Annotated in this window: 29 protein-coding genes and 2 tRNA genes; 16 read left to right on the plus strand and 15 right to left on the minus strand. The window is 61.9% G+C overall.

Going from position 1 to position 16,680, the window contains the following annotated elements:
- Positions 1–12 precede the first annotated feature (12 nt).
- From KBY58_RS07405 to KBY58_RS07415, 3 genes are read left to right on the plus strand one after another with little or no spacing between them, the layout of a single operon-like run.
- Complete coding sequence (locus tag KBY58_RS07405; protein ID WP_255003696.1) at positions 13–156, plus strand: hypothetical protein; 144 nt, start codon at positions 13–15, stop codon at positions 154–156.
- Between the two features lie 44 nt (positions 157–200).
- Positions 201–422 (plus strand): DUF3721 domain-containing protein, encoded by a 222-nt coding sequence (locus tag KBY58_RS07410; protein ID WP_254932768.1) that lies wholly within the window; start codon positions 201–203, stop codon positions 420–422.
- Positions 423–428: 6 nt separating this feature from the next.
- Positions 429–704 (plus strand): hypothetical protein, encoded by a 276-nt coding sequence (locus KBY58_RS07415; RefSeq protein ID WP_254932767.1) that lies wholly within the window; start codon positions 429–431, stop codon positions 702–704.
- Between the two features lie 7 nt (positions 705–711).
- Here KBY58_RS07415 and KBY58_RS07420 read toward each other — a convergent pair whose 3' ends face one another.
- The 7 genes from KBY58_RS07420 to KBY58_RS07450 form a co-directional block, all read right to left on the minus strand.
- Positions 712–1,437, minus strand: coding sequence for a MauE/DoxX family redox-associated membrane protein (locus KBY58_RS07420; protein ID WP_255003698.1), 726 nt, complete (start codon positions 1,435–1,437; stop codon positions 712–714).
- Positions 1,438–1,493: 56 nt separating this feature from the next.
- Positions 1,494–1,727, minus strand: coding sequence for a hypothetical protein (locus KBY58_RS07425; protein ID WP_255003699.1), 234 nt, complete (start codon positions 1,725–1,727; stop codon positions 1,494–1,496).
- On the minus strand, positions 1,703–1,981 hold the full coding sequence (locus tag KBY58_RS07430; RefSeq protein ID WP_255003730.1) for an MTH1187 family thiamine-binding protein: 279 nt from the start codon (positions 1,979–1,981) through the stop codon (positions 1,703–1,705). The genes KBY58_RS07425 and KBY58_RS07430 overlap by 25 nt, the downstream gene beginning before the upstream one ends.
- A gap of 154 nt (positions 1,982–2,135) precedes the next feature.
- Entirely contained in the window at positions 2,136–2,372 is a 237-nt protein-coding gene (locus tag KBY58_RS07435) for a chlorophyll a/b-binding protein (protein WP_254932765.1), read from the minus strand.
- A gap of 244 nt (positions 2,373–2,616) precedes the next feature.
- Positions 2,617–2,760 (minus strand): chlorophyll a/b-binding protein, encoded by a 144-nt coding sequence (locus KBY58_RS07440; protein ID WP_254929687.1) that lies wholly within the window; start codon positions 2,758–2,760, stop codon positions 2,617–2,619.
- Between the two features lie 170 nt (positions 2,761–2,930).
- Positions 2,931–3,074, minus strand: coding sequence for a hypothetical protein (locus KBY58_RS07445; RefSeq protein WP_255003701.1), 144 nt, complete (start codon positions 3,072–3,074; stop codon positions 2,931–2,933).
- A 20-nt stretch (positions 3,075–3,094) separates the two neighbouring features.
- Positions 3,095–3,262, minus strand: coding sequence for a hypothetical protein (locus tag KBY58_RS07450; protein WP_255003702.1), 168 nt, complete (start codon positions 3,260–3,262; stop codon positions 3,095–3,097).
- A gap of 188 nt (positions 3,263–3,450) precedes the next feature.
- Between KBY58_RS07450 and KBY58_RS07455 the strand changes: the two genes are divergently transcribed.
- From KBY58_RS07455 to KBY58_RS07485, 7 genes are all read left to right on the plus strand, one after another.
- Positions 3,451–3,714: a hypothetical protein gene (locus tag KBY58_RS07455; protein ID WP_255003703.1), complete on the plus strand. Its 264-nt coding sequence runs from the start codon at positions 3,451–3,453 to the stop codon at positions 3,712–3,714.
- Between the two features lie 203 nt (positions 3,715–3,917).
- Positions 3,918–4,595: a lysophospholipid acyltransferase family protein gene (locus KBY58_RS07460; protein ID WP_255003704.1), complete on the plus strand. Its 678-nt coding sequence runs from the start codon at positions 3,918–3,920 to the stop codon at positions 4,593–4,595.
- 22 nt (positions 4,596–4,617) lie between these two features.
- Positions 4,618–5,460, plus strand: a complete 843-nt coding sequence (locus tag KBY58_RS07465; RefSeq protein ID WP_255003706.1) for an alpha/beta fold hydrolase — start codon at positions 4,618–4,620, stop codon at positions 5,458–5,460.
- A gap of 108 nt (positions 5,461–5,568) precedes the next feature.
- On the plus strand, positions 5,569–5,754 hold the full coding sequence (locus KBY58_RS07470; RefSeq protein ID WP_255003708.1) for a hypothetical protein: 186 nt from the start codon (positions 5,569–5,571) through the stop codon (positions 5,752–5,754).
- Between the two features lie 55 nt (positions 5,755–5,809).
- A complete protein-coding gene (locus KBY58_RS07475) occupies positions 5,810–6,172 on the plus strand; it encodes a MarC family protein (RefSeq protein WP_255003732.1) in 363 nt (120 codons plus the stop codon).
- A gap of 58 nt (positions 6,173–6,230) precedes the next feature.
- Positions 6,231–6,449, plus strand: a complete 219-nt coding sequence (locus KBY58_RS07480) for a hypothetical protein (RefSeq protein ID WP_255003709.1) — start codon at positions 6,231–6,233, stop codon at positions 6,447–6,449.
- A 168-nt stretch (positions 6,450–6,617) separates the two neighbouring features.
- Positions 6,618–6,875 (plus strand): hypothetical protein, encoded by a 258-nt coding sequence (locus KBY58_RS07485; RefSeq protein WP_255003710.1) that lies wholly within the window; start codon positions 6,618–6,620, stop codon positions 6,873–6,875.
- A gap of 3 nt (positions 6,876–6,878) precedes the next feature.
- On the opposite strand, the gene KBY58_RS07490 is transcribed toward KBY58_RS07485, so the two are convergent.
- Together KBY58_RS07490 and KBY58_RS07495 are read right to left on the minus strand one after the other, a co-directional pair.
- Positions 6,879–7,472 (minus strand): RES family NAD+ phosphorylase, encoded by a 594-nt coding sequence (locus KBY58_RS07490; RefSeq protein WP_255003712.1) that lies wholly within the window; start codon positions 7,470–7,472, stop codon positions 6,879–6,881.
- On the minus strand, positions 7,384–7,905 hold the full coding sequence (locus KBY58_RS07495) for an antitoxin Xre/MbcA/ParS toxin-binding domain-containing protein (RefSeq protein ID WP_255003714.1): 522 nt from the start codon (positions 7,903–7,905) through the stop codon (positions 7,384–7,386). The genes KBY58_RS07490 and KBY58_RS07495 overlap by 89 nt, the downstream gene beginning before the upstream one ends.
- Positions 7,906–8,421: 516 nt before the next feature.
- Between KBY58_RS07495 and KBY58_RS07500 the strand changes: the two genes are divergently transcribed.
- A complete protein-coding gene (locus KBY58_RS07500; RefSeq protein ID WP_255003716.1) occupies positions 8,422–8,808 on the plus strand; it encodes a hypothetical protein in 387 nt (128 codons plus the stop codon).
- Positions 8,809–9,263: 455 nt separating this feature from the next.
- On the opposite strand, the gene KBY58_RS07505 is transcribed toward KBY58_RS07500, so the two are convergent.
- The 3 genes from KBY58_RS07505 to KBY58_RS07515 form a co-directional block, all read right to left on the minus strand.
- The gene (locus tag KBY58_RS07505) at positions 9,264–9,644 is read right to left on the minus strand and encodes a type II toxin-antitoxin system VapC family toxin (protein ID WP_254932762.1); all 381 of its coding nucleotides are present in this window, start codon (positions 9,642–9,644) and stop codon (positions 9,264–9,266) included.
- The gene (locus KBY58_RS07510; protein ID WP_255003718.1) at positions 9,641–9,952 is read right to left on the minus strand and encodes an AbrB/MazE/SpoVT family DNA-binding domain-containing protein; all 312 of its coding nucleotides are present in this window, start codon (positions 9,950–9,952) and stop codon (positions 9,641–9,643) included. Before KBY58_RS07510 ends, KBY58_RS07505 begins: the two co-directional genes overlap by 4 nt.
- Before the next feature lie 232 nt (positions 9,953–10,184).
- Positions 10,185–10,961 (minus strand): SAM-dependent methyltransferase, encoded by a 777-nt coding sequence (locus KBY58_RS07515; RefSeq protein WP_255003719.1) that lies wholly within the window; start codon positions 10,959–10,961, stop codon positions 10,185–10,187.
- Positions 10,962–11,029: 68 nt separating this feature from the next.
- Between KBY58_RS07515 and KBY58_RS07520 the strand changes: the two genes are divergently transcribed.
- Positions 11,030–11,602, plus strand: coding sequence for a 1,2-dihydroxy-3-keto-5-methylthiopentene dioxygenase (locus KBY58_RS07520; protein ID WP_255003720.1), 573 nt, complete (start codon positions 11,030–11,032; stop codon positions 11,600–11,602).
- Here KBY58_RS07520 and KBY58_RS07525 read toward each other — a convergent pair.
- Both KBY58_RS07525 and aroQ read right to left on the minus strand, forming a co-directional pair.
- Positions 11,593–12,201 (minus strand): tRNA-(ms[2]io[6]A)-hydroxylase, encoded by a 609-nt coding sequence (locus KBY58_RS07525; protein ID WP_254932758.1) that lies wholly within the window; start codon positions 12,199–12,201, stop codon positions 11,593–11,595. The two genes, KBY58_RS07520 and KBY58_RS07525, sit on opposite strands and share 10 nt — an antisense overlap.
- Positions 12,198–12,644, minus strand: coding sequence for a type II 3-dehydroquinate dehydratase (gene aroQ, locus KBY58_RS07530; protein ID WP_255003721.1), 447 nt, complete (start codon positions 12,642–12,644; stop codon positions 12,198–12,200). Before aroQ ends, KBY58_RS07525 begins: the two co-directional genes overlap by 4 nt.
- A gap of 43 nt (positions 12,645–12,687) precedes the next feature.
- Between aroQ and KBY58_RS07535 the strand changes: the two genes are divergently transcribed.
- From KBY58_RS07535 to KBY58_RS07550, 4 genes are all read left to right on the plus strand, one after another.
- Positions 12,688–12,769 (plus strand) — tRNA-Tyr (locus KBY58_RS07535).
- A gap of 10 nt (positions 12,770–12,779) precedes the next feature.
- Positions 12,780–12,851, plus strand: a tRNA-Thr gene (locus KBY58_RS07540).
- A 132-nt stretch (positions 12,852–12,983) separates the two neighbouring features.
- On the plus strand, positions 12,984–14,372 hold the full coding sequence (locus tag KBY58_RS07545; RefSeq protein ID WP_255003722.1) for an aldehyde dehydrogenase family protein: 1,389 nt from the start codon (positions 12,984–12,986) through the stop codon (positions 14,370–14,372).
- A 132-nt stretch (positions 14,373–14,504) separates the two neighbouring features.
- On the plus strand, positions 14,505–15,968 hold the full coding sequence (locus KBY58_RS07550) for a LysM peptidoglycan-binding domain-containing protein (RefSeq protein WP_255003724.1): 1,464 nt from the start codon (positions 14,505–14,507) through the stop codon (positions 15,966–15,968).
- Positions 15,969–15,986: 18 nt separating this feature from the next.
- Here KBY58_RS07550 and KBY58_RS07555 read toward each other — a convergent pair.
- Positions 15,987–16,680 (minus strand): helicase-related protein (locus KBY58_RS07555; protein ID WP_255003726.1); only part of this gene is annotated, 694 nt, incomplete at its 5' end.

A 16,680-nucleotide genomic window follows, 5' to 3' on the forward strand; every position in this document is an offset into this window, starting at 1 on the left:
GGCCTTTGGGTGATGGCACGAGCTGTGCAGAGATGTGCAGGGCTGTTCCGCTTTCACCAACTATTCACCAACCGACGCCAGATGCCTAGATCGCTGCGCCTGGAGGTATTAAGCAAGCTGGAGTACAGCCAATACGACGCCCTTTTTCAGTTCTGAATTTTCAGGTTCCGTATCGTTTGTCATCAACCACATACGCCCCGATGAATCGCTTCTCGTTAGCCAGACGCATCGCCCTGATCCCCTTAGCGCTGGCAGCAATGCCGCTGGCCAGCCACGCCCACCCGAAGGGCCTTCATGACACCCAGCAGGAGGCCGAGCAACGGGCCAAGGAGCTTGGCTGCACGGGCACTCACCAGAACAGCGGCATGTGGATGCCCTGCAGCAACGAGGCAACCCTGCACCAGCATTTGCGTCACCACTAAAGCGCCATGCCTTTGCTACCGAAAAGTCGCTGGCGCCAACTGCATCGTTGGGTCGTGCCGATAGCGGCGGCACCGCTGTTGCTCACCGCGGCCACTGGCTCGTTCTACAGCCTATTGCTGGAGCAGGGCATCGATGCTTTCTGGCTGCTCAAGATTCATTCCGGCCGCTTTGGCCCGCTGAACCTGCAGCCCTACTACTCAGGGTTGCTGGGGCTGTTCACCTTGGTGGTCATTGGTTCCGGCTTGGCTCTTCTACTTTCAGGCCGCAGGGCCAAGGCCTGAGATCGGATTAGCCACCGGTGAGCATCACCAATCCCATGGCGGTCATGATCAGGTTCTCCGCAAAGCTCACTACGCCAAGGGGCGTTTTGGAGTTGCCGCCCACGCAGGCGCAGTTGAGCGCCAGCTGATCGATGAACACTGCCTTGCCCACCGAAACCATGCCCATGGCACCGAGCGGAACGGCCACAATTCCCACCAGCTGGGCAACGGCGGCGGGCTCGGGTTGAAGCAACACGCCGAGGCCCACCAGCAGCTCAATCCCAGGGTAGAGGCGGCCCCAGGGCCGCCAACGCTGGCTGATCAGGTCGTACTTACGGAAGCTGGCGGCGAATGCCTCCACATCCATCAGCTTGAGCATGGCTAGCAGGCAGATGGCGAACCCCATGAAGCCGCCCAGCCCGGCTGCCAGCACCAGGGCCATCAAGCCGGCGGTAAGGAACACGGCTACAACTGGCGCGTAAGAGATCTCAGCGGCTTCCGGCCGGACGCCGAGTCGTGCGGCGAGATCGCTGTAGCCACCGACCCGTTCATTCCCCGAGAAGATTTGCGGCGTAGTGGTCACGCCATGGGAGAGCTTGAAGGCTTCCACCTCCTCGGCGCTGGTGAGGCGATGGTCTTCGAAGGGAATATGCCGTTCCCGTAGCAGCCGCACTGCCCGTAAACCCCAAGGGCAGGAGTGGTCTGGGAGGTCCATCCGGTAAAGGCGGATGGCTTGAAGAGTGGTGGAGGTCATGACAGCTGACAACAAGACGAGATCTCTCCAGTGTCGTGTCTCCAGTTACTAGAGAGTCAAGGCACTCGCGGATGCTTTGTTTGCGAAGAGCTCACCGGCGACTGGGCGATCACATCCCGGTGTCTGCAGACGACATCAACAGTGGGGGAATCGGTGAATTGGTCAAACAGCTGCAGCGCGGCATCAGCCAGCAGTAACACCAGCGCTAAGGCACGGCTTGGCTCAGCACTCCAGGAGTCAAGTTCGCCGGCGATCGCCTGACGGGTCAGCCTGAGAAAGCGCTGCCGCAATAGGTCTTCAAAGGCTCGGTCCCTGGCGAACCACTGGCCGCCTTGTCTTCCAGGGTCTGCTCCTTGTTCGTGCGGGTAGTTACTTTCAAGTTGGTGTAGACGCGGGGGCAGCCCATGGCCTGCACCGCCTGGTGGCAGGATTCAATCGCGGCGAACACCGGCACCCACTCACCTTCGATCGCCGTGCCGTTGGGATGCAGCTGGATCTTGATGCCGGCTTCAGTGAGCACCCTCTCACAGGCGGCGACACAGATCCAGTATCACTTTCATCAGGAACAGGCCTAGGTGGGCCAAAACTACTAATGAGAAGCATGACTACAGCAAAGCCCGGAGCGTTGGCCCCGGGCTCCTGCCTGGTTAGCCGCTGTGCACTTCTTGAGGGGGTTGGGCGAGGCTTTTAGAGAAAACTCAGAAACAGAAGGGCAGGAACTGGGTGCGGCAGGAGGCATAGCCATCCACTAAGGCGCCGAGGCCGATCTGGTGGGCGATGCCGTAGCCAGTTAGGCCCTCCACCACGATGCCGATCACGATGCCAAGCATGGCTGCACGGCCGTTAAACAGTTCGACTTTCCGGAGCTGCTCCACGAGGGTCAGCTGTTCAGAGCTGTTATTGAGCAGCTGGTCGTTGGCGGGAGTGTTGGTCATGGAGATCTCCTGGGTGGTAATAAAAGATGCGGAAGCTTGCTGCTACTAATCGGCGATGTTGGGCTGCAGCATTAAGGCACTAATCAGCCAGGCGCCAAAGAGAAGCACTGTGAATGTGGCGCTCATCGAGTCCTCGGTGCAAGGTCGCTAGGGCGGCTGAACAGGTAGGTGGTTAAACCAGTCAGTACCAACACGAGTGCGACGACGGCAGTGATGGCGGCTGTGTAGTCGGTGCCCATGGCGATCAACCGAGACCGAGTTGGCCAAGGATGCTCTGGCCGGTGAGCAGCTCGGTACCCAGGCCAATCACGAAGCCAAGCATGGCCAGGCGGCCATTCCAGGTTTCAGCAAAGGCGACGAAACCGAAGCGGGGAGTGGACTCAGTCATGTGTGTTGAGTTTTGTTACGTGAAGTGTAACGCAATGTGACTGGTTTGGGCGCTGTCGCGGGTGTGGGCTGGGGATCCATGGGCTGCAGCCCTTCTCTTGACGCTCAATCGGCCTGGCGGAGTGCCTTTACTGCGATAACCGCCGGAGTGAGGGCGTCATAGCCACCGGGTTAAACCGATTCAGGGGCAGCACCGCCTTGATCCAGTCCGGAGACAAGCTCGATCCCTGTGCCTGCATCAAAGGAAAAGCGACCCGGCGTGCTGAAGGGCAGGGCAAGGCGTCCTGCCAGGTGGTGTTCCACCTGTTCCAGCATGTAGATGTTCAGGCCGGCAGCTAGAGGGTGTTGGTAGGCAGAGGATCACTAGCCAGTTGCCGATCAGTTCCGAGAACCCGGCGGCATAGGCGAAAAACAGCGGCAACGGCAGGCGCGACAAACTTGTTCATCGCGGTGAGCCAGAGGGTGACGCAGGCGGCCATGAAGCCGCCGAACAGTTCGAGCAAGGTGGACGTGGAAACGTAGTGGGGGGTGACGTTTTCAGAAATAGTGGCAAGCTTTATTAAGTAACGTGAAGCTTCGCGGCGGCGATCCCAGCCCTGTCATGGCGCGGCTTCCGGGCGGCGGCTCTGGGCCTTTAGCCTCGCGGAAGCCCCGCTTAACCACCAGAATGTGACGGAGTCGTTACAAACCGATGACCACTGGCGAGCTGTTCCTTGAGAGCCTCAGCTCTGGGGTGATCACCCAGGCTGAAATTGACTGGCTGTTGAACCAGCAAGATTGCCTCACCAGGGCTGAACAGGCGGCAATGCAGCGGCTGGGCCGCCTGCTCGATCAGGGGCAGATCCAGCTGGGCTGCCGGGTCGCTCCTCAGAGGCAATGGCACCGCCAGGTGCTGAACGAGTGGATCGAACCACTGGGACGGCGGCGCAGATCCACCCTGGCCCGAACCGCCTGAAGCAGGATGGCCCGATTGTGCGGTGATCCGCCAGGCTTGACGCCAGCTCCATTCTTTCTCCTAGCTACAGATAATTTCACGCAGGCGACCTTGCAGTTTTCCAAAGCAAAGCGGGAACTTAGCAAACACACTCCGATCGCATCACCGAGAGTGACAAGACAGCAAGCATGAAACACCCCATTCCCTTGCAACTGTCTCGCAGCTTGCTGGAGGCTGTAGGCATGACAGTAATATCGCACAATCTTGAGCGAATTCCTACCAAAAATAGACTTCTTGTTGTCAGTAACCATCGCAGTCTACTTGATGCTCCCCTGCTGATGTCTGCGATCAGCAGACCTGTGCGATTCGCCTGTCACTATTACATGTGTCAAGTGCCGCTACTTCAGCAGGCAATTGCGCTGATGGGTGCCTTTCCACTCGGGGCTGATCAGCGAAAACAGTCGTCTTTTTTCCAGCAGTCGGCCAGATTTCTGCAATCCAATCAGGTGGTGGGTGTGTTTCCCGAGGGTGCAGATCCGATGGTAAAGATCAACGCCCCCCATCAGCTGAGCAGGTTCCACAGGGGCTTTGCCCATCTTGCCCTAAGGGTGCCGGTGGATCACCTGTTCATCCTGCCCGTCGCCATTGCTTCAAGGGAGGAAAAGCAGGGGAAACTTGCACCGCTTGCCTTGTTTCGGCGCTTCGATCCATCGGAAGCACTTTTTCAAAGTGGTGGCTGGCATTCGGCAATCCTCTACCGGCATGTTGATGTTCTCTTTGGCCATCCTCTGCTGATTGATGAGAGTTTGAGATCTCGGTATCGTGGTAGCAGAGGAGCCTCTCTAGCTAGAGAAATCACCCAAAACTGTAGGAGTCAAATTGCTGAAATGTTGGCCCAATGATTATGATGCGCACTCGTAGATCATGATCGCCACCTTCAGGCCTTTGCAGCTCATTGCTTGCACACCAGCGACACCGTCTCGGCCGCTTTTTGTCTTTTTGCCGGGCATGGACGGCAGTGGTGTGTTGCTGCAACCACAGGTTGCCGGACTCAGCTCTGGCTTTGACATTCACTGTTTATCCATTCCCCCAGACGACCTCAAAGGTTGGGACGAGCTGACCGAGCAGGTCGCCGCTCTGATCCGGATGGAGCAGCAACGTCATCCTGGGCGCACGACCACAGTTTGTGGCGAATCGTTTGGTGGTTGTTTGGCCTTGAAGCTGATCACACGCTTTCCGAACCTGTGTGATCGGTTGATTCTGGTCAATCCCGCCTCATCAGCACAGCGTCAACCATGGATCGGTGCCTGCAGCTCTGTGACTCATCTGTTGCCCGCACCGATATACCATCTCTCCGCCCTCAGTCTGTGCAATCTTCTGATTGCATCCCATCGGGTCAGCAGGCCAACACGGCTTCAGCTGCTGGCTGCCATGCAGGCTGTCAGGCCCCAAAGCGCTGCCTGGAGAATGGCATTGCTCACAAAATTTCGTCTGGAGGATCTTCCTCTTGATCGCGTTCATCAGCCTGTTTTAATCCTGGCTTCAGAAGCGGATCGACTCCTGCCTTCCCAACGCGAAGCGAAGCGATTGGCAGGCTTTCTTCCAAACACCACAATCGTTCTGCTTCCGGATAGTGGGCATGCCTGCCTTTTGGAGGATCAACTCAATTTATCTGCCATCCTCCAGTCTCAAAATCTTTGTCCTGAGCTGTTGGTGTCCACGTTGCCGATGGGCGCGCCAGCCCAACCAGCTGGGCTCTACTGGTAGCCCTGTGACGTGAGCGAAGCCAGCAACACAGGTGGATTGCACCGTGCGGGGAACCGGCCCCGCCTCAACAGTCCACCGCTTAATATTTCGTAACAGTGCTTCAAAAACATGTTGGATTCAGATCTCAGTCGCCAGTTCGTTGTTGAGACCCAGGCCAGAGCCATCGATGCCTGCAACGACGTGGCCGAGCTCAGGCGCATCGCCAAAACATTGCTGACGGCCTGGCATCTGCAGACCGATATGACGCGGCACTTTGGCGCCCAGGCGCTGGGCATAACCCCGCCATCTCCATGAGCCTGCCCACGCTGGCGGTGCTCACCTACCTGGCTGTGCTGCTTGTGGCCTGATCCTGCTGCCGTTGGGGTTGAGGCTGTTGGAGGGGCGGCCGGCGTTGCTGGGAAGCGCCTTAGCGGATAATCCGGCAGCGGCGATTGTGCCGATCGGGGTGCCGTTGATGGCAGGCCCCGGCACGATCTCACTGGTGGTTGCGGAAGCTCCCAGCGCCTGGACCGGGCGGCGGCTGGTGAGCTTGGTGATCGGCGCCATCGCCATGGGGCTCTACCTGTTCCTGCAGTTCACGCCGCGGCTGCGGGGCTGGCTTGGTCAGACCCGCGAACGGGTGCTGCAGCGTTTGATGGGTCTGTTGATCACAGCTGTGGCTGTTCAGATTCTGGTGAACGGGCTGAAGGGCTGTTTCCCGATCCTGGCCTGAGAGGGGCTGGAGAGGGTAGAGAATGAGCCTGGCAAGTTGCTGATCCCTCCCCAACGCCATGCCTGTTGAAATGGTGATCGAAGGGACAACGCTGCGATTGGCCAGGCGAAGCGATGTCGCCGTTGCGCGGCGTGTGGCGGTCCATTTCCAGCGCCGCATTGCTGAGGACGACTGGCGCCCCTACCGGAGCAGGGAGGATGCGGTGCGGGCCTGGACCCAGCTGGGCGGCATCCGCCTCCAGGTGATGGAAGCGCTGGGCCTGCTGAACGAGGCCTGAATCTCAGCCCAGGCGGCCGGGCCCTCTGGAGCTGGCCGACACCGGCGGAACCGTTTGCCACAGGCGCCCTGTTTCCAAAAGAGCTGGATGAAGCTCCAAAAGCCCTAGGGCAACACCTGGGGCCAGCCCTTCTCGGCGCTCAACCGCTGCGCCACCTGCACAGCCTCAATGCAGCGCTGGGCGCGGCAGCTCGAGGAGGCCGCTGCCTATCGCCAACAGGCCTTTGGCCATCGCCTAGAGCATCAAGGCCCCGATGCCTGGTGGAGCAACCGCGGGCGGCTAGATCTGGCCCGCGTGCTGCAAAAGCTGGGGCAATCCGCAGAAGCCACTCAGCTACTGGAAGCACTCCAAGCCAGCATCACCAGTAAGCCTGAGCCCGATGCAGATGATCAGCAGCTGCTGGCGGATGCCGCCGAGTGTGCTTGATGCTCACCCTGGTGGCGCCTCCATGGCATGGTCGTTGGCGATCTTGAGGATTCGGCTGCGCAGGAGTCTGTGATCTAGTGGGTAATCCATCTCGCAGTGAAGATCTGCTTCTGCACGTTCATACAGAGCCACCGCTGCTTCTTCGTTGTGGGCACTGCTGTAGATCACCCCATCAATCTGCAGATAGGTGGCATGAAAATGCCTTGACCAGTCTTGGCTGAGGTCGCGATCGGCAGTTGATGCCAAGGCAGCCACACTTCCGGCACGCATGGCTCCACGGCCCCGCAGCTCAAGCAGCTGCAAGGGGCAGGTGGTCAACAGGAAGGCAAGGCGTCTGCCTTGAGCGTCGATGACGCCGGTATCACCAAAGCACTCCACCAAACAGCACGACAAGGTGAGGCCGGCATAGAGGATTCCGCGGGGCTCAGGGCTATAGATCCGGAGCAATTGGGTGCCAGTGCCCAGCTCATGAACGATGGGCCTTGTTTCGCGTCTTGGTGGCGGTGGACTAATCCTGACCACAGCCAACAAAGCGGGCTTCGGCGAGAACGCCGCCCAACTGCCCTGCGCGCATGGCCTGCAGTGGCGTCTGCCCATCCAACATCGGCTGGGGGCGCTGCAGCCAGCGGGCCTTGATCAGATCGGTTACGGGCAAGGCGGCCAGCACCTCAGGTAGGCCGGCGATCACCCCGTCGGGCCCATCGGGATCGAATTGCCAGAGGGGAAATCGCCATTGACTCTGCTCGCGGATCGCCAGCAGCGTTCGGGCCTTGAGGCGATCCAGAGGGGTCTGGCGGTTGCGCAGGCCAAGCATCAGCACCACGTCGCTGGTGCCGATGCAGTGCTGCAACAGTTCACGGCGGCTGGCAAATCGTGCCTGCAGGGCCTCGAATTCCAGCTGGGCGGGATCCTCAGGCGCCTCCCCCAGCCATGCCGTGATCAGCGAATCCTCTTCCCCTTCCGGAGTGCTGGGCGTGCCACTGGCTACCTCCACGGCCCCAAGCAGGGCGCGCTGAGCGCCTTGAGACAACCTGGCGTGGCTCAACTGTCGGTTCAGCCGCAGCTGAAACGATGCAGTCGCGTTGGCGGGAGTTCGCTTCTGTCGGGGTGCTCGGGTGACCATGGGGCGAAGGCCGATGGTGCAACTTTAGCCCGCATGTCAGAGATGTCAGAGGTTTCAGCTCAGCCATCTCCTCTACCCAGCTGAACTAGAACTTGACCTCGATTGAGCAAGGCCCTGATCCGAACAATCGTCCTAGCCTCATCCCAGCCCAGATCTCCTGGGAGAACTATGCACCTCCCAGCAGGCGTGGCAAGCCGTTGGCCTGTTGGTTGTACTGGCGACGGTGGTCTGGTTTCCCAAGCTACAAAGCGGCCCAAAACTAGATTTCATTCAGTGGCGCTGCCTAGCTGAAAGCCTGCTTGTTACTGATTTTTGGAGTGCCGTTGGGGCGAAAGGAGACACTGCCGACCTCTTCCACAGCCAAACAAGCCAAAACTTCCTGTGGATTCGCACGGTGCTGCGTTACAGGCCAACCCTGACTGTGTGGCACCACTACCTGAGGTGATCGAATGCTGCCGCGGCTGGATCAACGGGCAGGAGCTGTGGCTTGCCAAAGCGATAAAGAAGCAGCAGAGCTTGGACAAGCGCTATGTACTGCTTGGCTCCCTCTGCTTCCTATTGGCCCTGGCGGCCTCAATTGCCTACTGGCTTGCTGGAGCAAAGATCATTGATTCACTTTGGGCAGAAACTCTGATCGGTTGTTCAGTGGCTTTTTTCGGATACCGGGAACTCATTGGTTACGGCGACACCAACGCCCGCTATGGCCGCAGCCGAGCTCAGTTCGCCAGAGCCCGTGAAGCCCTAAGCCTGGCCAGGCCCGATCCCCACTCCCCCGGGATGCTGAAGATGCGTCAACAACTGGGTGGGTGATCAGCTGCAGCGGGTGTACAAGCCTGGGGGGTAGAGATTCAGCCCCCTGCTGGTTGCACCAAATCCCGCAACTAGGAGGGGGTTCTGAGGGCTCAGCGGCGCGGCACGCACATTTGGGCCGAGTAGGTGTAGCCGCTGGCGCAGCCACCTGGCCTGGGAGGCACGTATTAGGCTACAGCCGCCTGCTGTAGGCGGCCATGAGCAGGGCAGCTATCGGGGTGAGGCGAAGCAGCGACATGGGAAAGATTCTTTTCCCCACGCTAAGGCCAATCACAGTTGGGTTTTCTATGCAGGGGACGCGACCCGGACCTGGCCTAGGCCCCCTCGAAGCTTGACCAGAGTGAACCCCACGCAGCACGCGCATAGAGGGGCGCTCGCTGATTGAGCTAGTAAGTCAAGAAGACCTGGATGGCGTTGACAAGGACATGGACCTCGAGGGAGTCACAAGCTGGAGCTCAACGCAGAACCTGAATCTCCAGCTCCAGTGGCATCTCTGCCCAGGCCCGATCACAGGTCACCACCTTCAGGCCCAGCCGCAGCCCAAGGCTGAGGCAGGCGCGATCACCCAGCGACAGGCCCCGCTGCCGGGTAAGGGGCCACAACTGGCCTGCTCGCTCACCATCCGTAGCCAGAAAGGGCTCCACTTGCATCCCCAGGGCCTGCAGCTCCTCTCGCATTCCCTGCACGTCCACTCCGGCGGAGAGCGCCTTCTGCACCACCTCAGCCCAGTTCACGCTGGTCATTCGCGCATCGCTCAACAGCCCATCAACAACCTCGGCGCCCGGTTCCTGCAGCAGATACGCCAACAGGGCCGAGGCATCCAGCACCACCGTCACCCCTCACCCTCCAGCCGGCTCTCCTCGCGTCGTTCAGAGATGAGTTCATCCAAAAGCCTGCGGTCCGCCGGCACCTGGGCAAAGCGCGCCTTCAAACGTTGCTTGATCTGCTCCGGCTTCTCGATCACCAGGCGATTGGCGTCCTGGCGGGCTACCAACCGATCTCCTTCCTCCAGGCCCAGCGAGCGTCGCAACGCCGCCGGAATAACCAGCCGACCCTGCCTGCCCAGGCTCACGTCCACAGATGAAGCGTTGTCGCCCATGACAAAGGGTGTGGCACGCAGATTGGCATGTGGCACAGTTGACATGATATGCCACGAGGGCCTTGGTCGTCACGCGTTGCAGCTCATGACCCCCACCGACTGGCTTTGCCGTTCTTCGCAGCAGACCCGGTTCCGCCCAGGTGCGCTCCCAGCTCTTCACTTTGGTTCTGCATGGCGGATGGCGGGCTTATGGGTCGCTCATCGCGATGGATCCAGCCTCCCTAAAACAATCGCCTGCGGGGTGCCTCTCCTGCGAACGACGAGCCAGCGTCAAGCCCTAGGGCAACACCTGGGGCCAGCCCTGACGCACCAACAACAGGGAGAAATAGGGCTGCTCCTCCGCCGGCACCTCGGCCGCAGGGGCAAGTAATTGATCGGGCCAACCAACCCGCTGGGCAAACAGGGCCTGCCCCAGTAACCCCCGCTGCTCCAGAAGGGGCCGCACCCAACTCCAGCGCTGGCCGAGCTTGAGCAAGGCCAACACCCAGCCCCCGCTGGCCGCCTGCTCGAGCAGCTCGCCGAGGCCCTGGGGGGTTTCTGGCGTGGGGCGAATTAGCAACCCTTCCTGCTGCAGGGCCAGGGGCCAGGCGATTCCCTGCGCCGCCGCCGCGGCCGCCGCCGCACTGATCGCCATGATTCCTGGAATCTGCCTGACCGGGCACTGGGGATGCTTGGCCCGTAGGGCCAACAGCACGTAGGAGCTGCTGGCAAACAACGACACATCCCCCTCACAGAGCAGCACCACCTGGGCGCCCGTTGCCACCTCAGCCGCCAAGGCGGCTGAGGCCCCATGCCAGGCGGCAATCCGCGGCTCGGCCTCGGCCACCATCGGAAAGACCAGGGGCAGGCGTCTCTGGCTGGAGCCAATCCAAGGCGCGGCGATGCTGGCTGCCATGCCCTCGCCCCCCTCCCTCGCCACCGGGTAGGCCACCACATCGGCGGCCCCAATCGCTCGGATCGCTGCCATGGTCAGCAGGTCGGGATCCCCTGGCCCCACCCCCACAAGGGTGAGCAGGCCCCTAACTAGGCCTTCGTCGCCATTGGCTGATGTCAAGGCGGAACTCGGCCCATCGGGCCCAAATCCCCCCTTTTCTAGGCTGTAGGGCCTCTCGAATACTGGTCATGACCCTGCTGGCGATCCACAGCCAGGCCGCCAGCTCCGACCTAATCACTAGGGAGGCAGCCCTGATCACCAGGGATGCCGATCTAATCACGGAGGAGCTGGGCAAGCGGGGCATCGCCTTTGAGCGCTGGCCCGCCAGGGTCCAGCTGGCAGCTGGCGCCAGCCAAGAAGAGATCCTGGCCGCCTACGCCAGTGAAGTGGCCCGGGTGCAGGCAGGGGGCAGCTACCCCACGGTGGATGCGATCCGGATGGCGCCGGACCATCCCGATCGAGCTGCCCTACGTCAGAAATTTTTGGCCGAGCACACCCACAGCGAAGACGAGGTGCGCTTCTTCGTGGAAGGCCGCGGCCTGTTTTGTCTGCACATCGGTGAGGAGGTACTGCAGGTGCTCTGCGAAGCGGAAGACTGGATTTCGGTGCCGGCCGGCACCAAGCACTGGTTCGACATGGGAGCAGAGCCCCACTTCTGCGCCCTGCGGTTTTTCAACAACACCGAAGGCTGGGTGGCCCAGTTCAGCGGTGATCCAATTGCCGCTTCTTACCCCCTACTGAACGAGCTGGTTCAGCTGTGAAAGCGGGGTTCTGGCCAGAGCATGGTCAGCAGCTCAGCCTCCGCATCCGCCAATTCCGCCAGCCTGGCCATGGTGGCCTCACGACCAAAACGGCCTTCCGCCAGCAGCCAGTAAAGGCCGAAATGGCGGGCCTCACTGGCTAAAAGCTCGCCGTAGAGGGCCTGGAGCTCCAGATCCGGGCTATGGGCGGCCAGCAGCGCCATCCGCTCATGGCTACGGGCCTCAATCAAGCCCGCCACCAAAAAACTATCCAGCATCCGCAGGGGTTCATCCCGGCGCGCCTGCTTGGCCAGGGCCGCTCCGTAGGGCGGCGCCGCCAGGGGCCGCAGGGGAATGGCACGGGCCTGCAGCAACTGCAGCACCAGCTCAAAGTGCTCCAGCTCCTCCCGGGCCAGGGGGCTCAACACCGCCGCCAGCCCCTCCTCACTGGGATAGCGAAACATCAGTTGCAGGGCGACCCCGGCCGCCTTGCGTTCGCAGTGGGCATGGTCGATCAGCACCAACTCCGGATTGGCAATCGCCTGGGCGAGCCAGGCGGCGCTGCTGGGGGCCGCCAGCCACTTCACCCGGGCGGTGGGGTTTTCCAACAGGGCACTCATGCCAGGGAGCCTGCCCGCAGCCGCTGCACCAGGCCCTGGAGGGCCAGGTTGTAGCTGAACGGCCCAAAACCACAGATCACGCCAAGGGCCCGATCGGCCAAATAGGAGTGGTGCCGGAATTCCTCGCGGGCATGGGTGTTGCTGAGGTGAACTTCCACAAAGGGGATTTCCACCGCCAACAGAGCATCGCGCAGGGCAATCGAGCTGTGGGTGAAAGCGCCGGCGTTGATCAAGATTCCATCCACCTGGCCCCTGGCCTGGTGGATCCAGTCGACCAGGGCCCCTTCATGGTTGCTTTGGAAGCAACTCAAGCTGGCGCCCAGGTCCGTGGCTTGGCGCTCCAGGTCGGCATTGATTTGCTCGAGGCTGGTGCTGCCATAGAGCCCCGGTTCGCGAGTGCCCAACAGGTTGAGGTTGGGTCCGTGGAGGGCGAGCAGCTGCATGGGTACGAGTGGGGCCGGCTGGTAAGTTCTTGCGGTGTGGTTCGGGTCGGTGCCCGAGTGGTTAATGGGGGCGGACTGTAAATCCGCTGGCTCTGCCTACGTTGGTTCAAATCCAACCCGGCCCACCTTCCACATGCCCTTGTAGCTCAGTGGTAGAGCACTCCCTTGGTAAGGGAGAGGTCACGAGTTCAAATCTCGTCAAGGGCTTAATCAAAAATGGAGTTGGCACCGCTCCCCAATCAAGATGGTCCGGGAGTTGGTGTCCAGTGGCCCTGCAGGAGTTGGTGGCCAACATCGGGGGCCTGCCATTTGCCAGGGTGGGCGCCATTGATGGCCGCCATGACCACCCAATTGCTCCTAGCCACCCCGATCGCCGAGATGCGGGCAGCTGTCAGCGCCGGCCTCAGCCGCAGCCTGGAGTGGCGGCTTACCCAACTCGACCGGCTAACCCAACTCCTCAGCCGGCATGAAGGGGAGGTGCTCGAGGCCCTGGCCGCCGACCTCGGCAAGCCAGCCCTAGAGGCCACCTTCGAGCTGGTGGCGGTGCGCCAGGAGCTGACCCTTACCCGTAGGAAGCTGAAGCGCTGGATGGCCCCCCGGCCGGTGGGCCTCGATCTGGCCATGCGCCCCGGCCAGGCCTTCATCCAGCCAGAACCCCTTGGCTGTGTGCTGATCATCGGCCCCTGGAACTATCCACTCCACCTCTGCCTGCACCCCCTGGTCAGTGCCCTGGCCGCGGGCAACACCGCCGTAATCAAACCCTCTGAACACGCGCCCCGCACGGCGGAGCTGCTGGAGCGCACGATCCCGGAGGTTTTCCCTGCCGATGTGGTGCAAGTGGTCACCGGCGATGGGGCCACCGCCGCCGAACTGCTGAAGGAGAAATTCGACCACATCTTCTTCACCGGTGGGGGTCGGGTCGGGCGGCTCGTGATGGCCGCAGCAGCCCTCCATCTCACCCCCGTGACCCTCGAACTTGGCGGCAAAAGCCCGGCGATCGTGCTCAACGATGCGGAGCTGGTCACCACCGCCCGAAGGCTGGCCTGGGGCAAGGGCCTCAATGCCGGCCAAACCTGCATAGCCCCCGACCACCTGCTGGTGCAGAGCCAGCGGCGCCATGAACTGGTGGCCGCGATCGCCTCTGAATGGACCAGTTTCTACGGCGCCGATCCCCTCGAGAGCGAAGACCTGGGTTCGATAGTGAATGCCACCCAATTCGAGCGGCTGGAGGGCCTGCTGGCAGGTGCGCGCAGCCGGGGCCAGGTGCTGGTGGGGGGCCGCAGCGACGCGGGCCGGCGACGGATCGAGCCCACCCTGGTGGCGGTCGAGTCTGGCGATGATCCGCTAATGCAGGAGGAGCTGTTTGGCCCAATCCTGCCGGTGCTCGAGGTGGCCGACCTGGAGGCCGCCCTGGCCGAGGTGCGCCGGCGTCCCAAGCCGTTGGCCCTCTACCTATTCAGCAACGACCGAAAGGCCCAGCAGCGGACCCTATCCACCACCAGCTCCGGCGGTGTCTGTTTCAACGACGTGGTGATGCAGGCGGGTGTTACGGAAATGCCCTTTGGGGGTGTGGGGGAAAGTGGCATGGGCCGTTATCACGGCCAGGCCGGTTTCGACACCTTCTCCCATCTGCGCAGTGTGCTGAAGCGACCCTTCTGGCTTGATCTGCCCTTTCGCTATCCCCCCTATGCCGGCAAACTCGGCCTGGTCAAACGGCTCCTCGGCTGATGGCCTGACTCGGCTCGGCCCGGCTCGGCCCGGCTCGGCTGATCAGAACCTTTGATCAACCCAGGACTGGATCCAATTGGAGGCGCCCTTTAAGGTTCGGCGATACCGTTTGGTGATCTATCCGTAGTGCCCATGCGCCGATCCCTAGCTGCCTTGGCCCTAGCAGTGGTGTTGCCACTGCCCTTGCTCTCTCCTGCAGCAGCCTTCGCCAACGTGGTGGTCAAGAACGGCGAGACCCTCTCGGAAATCGCCGATCGCAATGGCGTCAGCCTGAAAAGGCTGATGCAGGCCAATGGCATTAGCGACCCCAATAAATTGGCCGTGGGCCAAAGCCTGGTGATTCCGGGCAGCCGCTCCTCAAGCCCCAGCCTCAGCTATGGCAGTGCTGGTGGCGGTGGCGGCAGCATCACCGTTAAGGCGGGCGACACCCTCTCGGAGATTGCCGATAGGGCTGGGATCAGCCTCAACCGCCTGATGCAACTCAATGGCATCACCAACCCCAACAAGGTGACTGCTGGCGACCGGTTGGTGGTTTCCTCGGGGGGCTCGAGCAGCCGTCCGGCCCCTGCATCACGGGCCCTGCCCACGGCGCCTTACACGGTGAAGAAGGGGGAAACCGTGTCGGAGTTGGCCGAACGTTTTGGCACCACCACCGATCGCCTGCTGGCGCTCAACAACATCCGCGACCCCAAGCTGTTGGTGGCGGGCACCCGCATTGCCATCCCCGGCCGACCCAGCAGCACCGCTGCCGCCCCAAGCACGGCCAACGAAAGCCGTCGCCCCAGCAATTACGTGGTCAAGCAGGGAGAAAGCCTGTCCCACATCGCCGATCGATACAACACCTCGGTCGACAAGCTGGTGGCCCTCAACAAAATCGACGATCCAAACTTCGTGGTGGAGGGCACCCAACTCAAGCTGCAGGCTCCGCCAGCTCCCAAGCCCACACCCAAGCCCGCCCCCAGGGTGGTGGCCAAGCCGGTAGTTAAACCAGTGGCCAAGCCAGTGGCAAAACCCTTGGTCACAGCCACCGTGAAACCCACGGTCCAAGCCGAGGTGAAGCCAGAGACCAAGCCCGAAGTGAAGCCGGTAATCAAGGCTGAGGTCCAACCTGAAGTGAAGCCCGCACTCAAACCAGAACCAAAAGTTGCCCTGAAGATTGAAGCCAAACCGGAACCAAAGCCCGAGGTCAAGCCGGAAGCAAAACCTGTGGTCAAAACCGAGGTCAAGCCTGAGGTGAAGCCAGAAGTCAAGCCAGAGGTCAAACCCACAGCGACAGCCACAGCTGCCACAGCGACAGTCACCGCCAGTCGGCCCAAACCCACCACTACCACCAGCAGCACCGTCAAAACGGGCAAGCCCGACTGGCGCAACTACGGCCCCCTCCAGGTCGATTGGGCCAACTGGCAATCCATGGGTGGCAGCTTCGTGGCCCCCACCCTCAACCGCCAGGGCCAACCCCTTTACCTGGCGGTGAACTGCGGTGCCCGCAAGCTCAACAGCACCAACCAATCCGGCCAGTGGAAAACCTGGGATGCCCCCCAGGCCGACTACGAGCAGCAGCTGGTAACCGACATCTGCAAGGCCAAGGGCAGCTAAGGGGCGGCTAGGGGCTTCCTAGGCAGCCCAGTGCAGAGGCCAGGGCTGGCGCAGATAGCGCCGGCCTGGGGAGCGCAAGTAGAGGCGCTGGGCGCCGTCGTCGCTTTCACCAATCAATTCCTCCTGCACCAGGCGGCGGGCCAACCAGCCCCAGCGCTGACCGTCGCGGCCATCGCGGCCGTCGCCCGCCAGTTCCACGGCGAGGGTTCGCAGGTCGCGGCCATTGCGCTCGGCCACGGCCTCCAGCAGCCGGCCAACCTGCTCCGACCAATCGAGCTGCTCGGCAGATGTCTGGCAGTTGTCGCAGCGGCCGCAGGGGGGCGTCAGCTCACCAACGGCCAGCAATAGGGCCTGCTCCCGGCAGCCCTCCCCCTCTGCCACGGCCTCCATCCGCCTTAATTGGCGCTGGGCCAATTCCATCCGCTGTTGCTCCTGGGGCACGGCGGCACCACGGATTGCCCAGCCCAGGCTGGTGCGATCGCCCGCATCAAACAACACCAAGCAGCGCGCCGGCTCCCCATCGCGGCCGGCCCGGCCCGATTCCTGGAGATAGCCCTCGGCACTGGCGGGCAAATCCAGGTGCAGCACCAGCCCCACATCGGGTCGGTCCACCCCCATGCCAAAGGCCATGGTGGCCACCAACACAGGCCTGGGCTGGGTTTGGAAATGCTCCAGGGCCAGCTGACGGCTCTCCGGATCCATGCCCGCGTGG

Source organism: Cyanobium sp. HWJ4-Hawea (assembly GCF_024345815.1).
Classification (GTDB): Bacteria; Cyanobacteriota; Cyanobacteriia; order PCC-6307; family Cyanobiaceae; genus Cyanobium_A.

Coding starts and splice junctions, on each gene's coding strand:
- KBY58_RS07405 (WP_255003696.1), top strand. CDS start 13: ATGGCACGAGCTGTGCAGAGATGTGCAGGGCTGTTCCGCTTTCACCAA.
- KBY58_RS07410 (WP_254932768.1), top strand. CDS start 201: ATGAATCGCTTCTCGTTAGCCAGACGCATCGCCCTGATCCCCTTAGCG.
- KBY58_RS07415 (WP_254932767.1), top strand. CDS start 429: ATGCCTTTGCTACCGAAAAGTCGCTGGCGCCAACTGCATCGTTGGGTC.
- KBY58_RS07420 (WP_255003698.1), bottom strand. CDS start 1,437: ATGACCTCCACCACTCTTCAAGCCATCCGCCTTTACCGGATGGACCTC.
- KBY58_RS07435 (WP_254932765.1), bottom strand. CDS start 2,372: ATGACCAACACTCCCGCCAACGACCAGCTGCTCAATAACAGCTCTGAA.
- KBY58_RS07440 (WP_254929687.1), bottom strand. CDS start 2,760: ATGACTGAGTCCACTCCCCGCTTCGGTTTCGTCGCCTTTGCTGAAACC.
- KBY58_RS07445 (WP_255003701.1), bottom strand. CDS start 3,074: ATGCTGGAACAGGTGGAACACCACCTGGCAGGACGCCTTGCCCTGCCC.
- KBY58_RS07455 (WP_255003703.1), top strand. CDS start 3,451: ATGACCACTGGCGAGCTGTTCCTTGAGAGCCTCAGCTCTGGGGTGATC.
- KBY58_RS07465 (WP_255003706.1), top strand. CDS start 4,618: ATGATCGCCACCTTCAGGCCTTTGCAGCTCATTGCTTGCACACCAGCG.
- KBY58_RS07470 (WP_255003708.1), top strand. CDS start 5,569: ATGTTGGATTCAGATCTCAGTCGCCAGTTCGTTGTTGAGACCCAGGCC.
- KBY58_RS07480 (WP_255003709.1), top strand. CDS start 6,231: ATGCCTGTTGAAATGGTGATCGAAGGGACAACGCTGCGATTGGCCAGG.
- KBY58_RS07485 (WP_255003710.1), top strand. CDS start 6,618: ATGCAGCGCTGGGCGCGGCAGCTCGAGGAGGCCGCTGCCTATCGCCAA.
- KBY58_RS07490 (WP_255003712.1), bottom strand. CDS start 7,472: ATGGGCAGACGCCACTGCAGGCCATGCGCGCAGGGCAGTTGGGCGGCG.
- KBY58_RS07510 (WP_255003718.1), bottom strand. CDS start 9,952: ATGTCAACTGTGCCACATGCCAATCTGCGTGCCACACCCTTTGTCATG.
- KBY58_RS07520 (WP_255003720.1), top strand. CDS start 11,030: ATGACCCTGCTGGCGATCCACAGCCAGGCCGCCAGCTCCGACCTAATC.
- KBY58_RS07525 (WP_254932758.1), bottom strand. CDS start 12,201: ATGAGTGCCCTGTTGGAAAACCCCACCGCCCGGGTGAAGTGGCTGGCG.
- aroQ (WP_255003721.1), bottom strand. CDS start 12,644: ATGCAGCTGCTCGCCCTCCACGGACCCAACCTCAACCTGTTGGGCACT.
- KBY58_RS07545 (WP_255003722.1), top strand. CDS start 12,984: ATGACCACCCAATTGCTCCTAGCCACCCCGATCGCCGAGATGCGGGCA.
- KBY58_RS07550 (WP_255003724.1), top strand. CDS start 14,505: ATGCGCCGATCCCTAGCTGCCTTGGCCCTAGCAGTGGTGTTGCCACTG.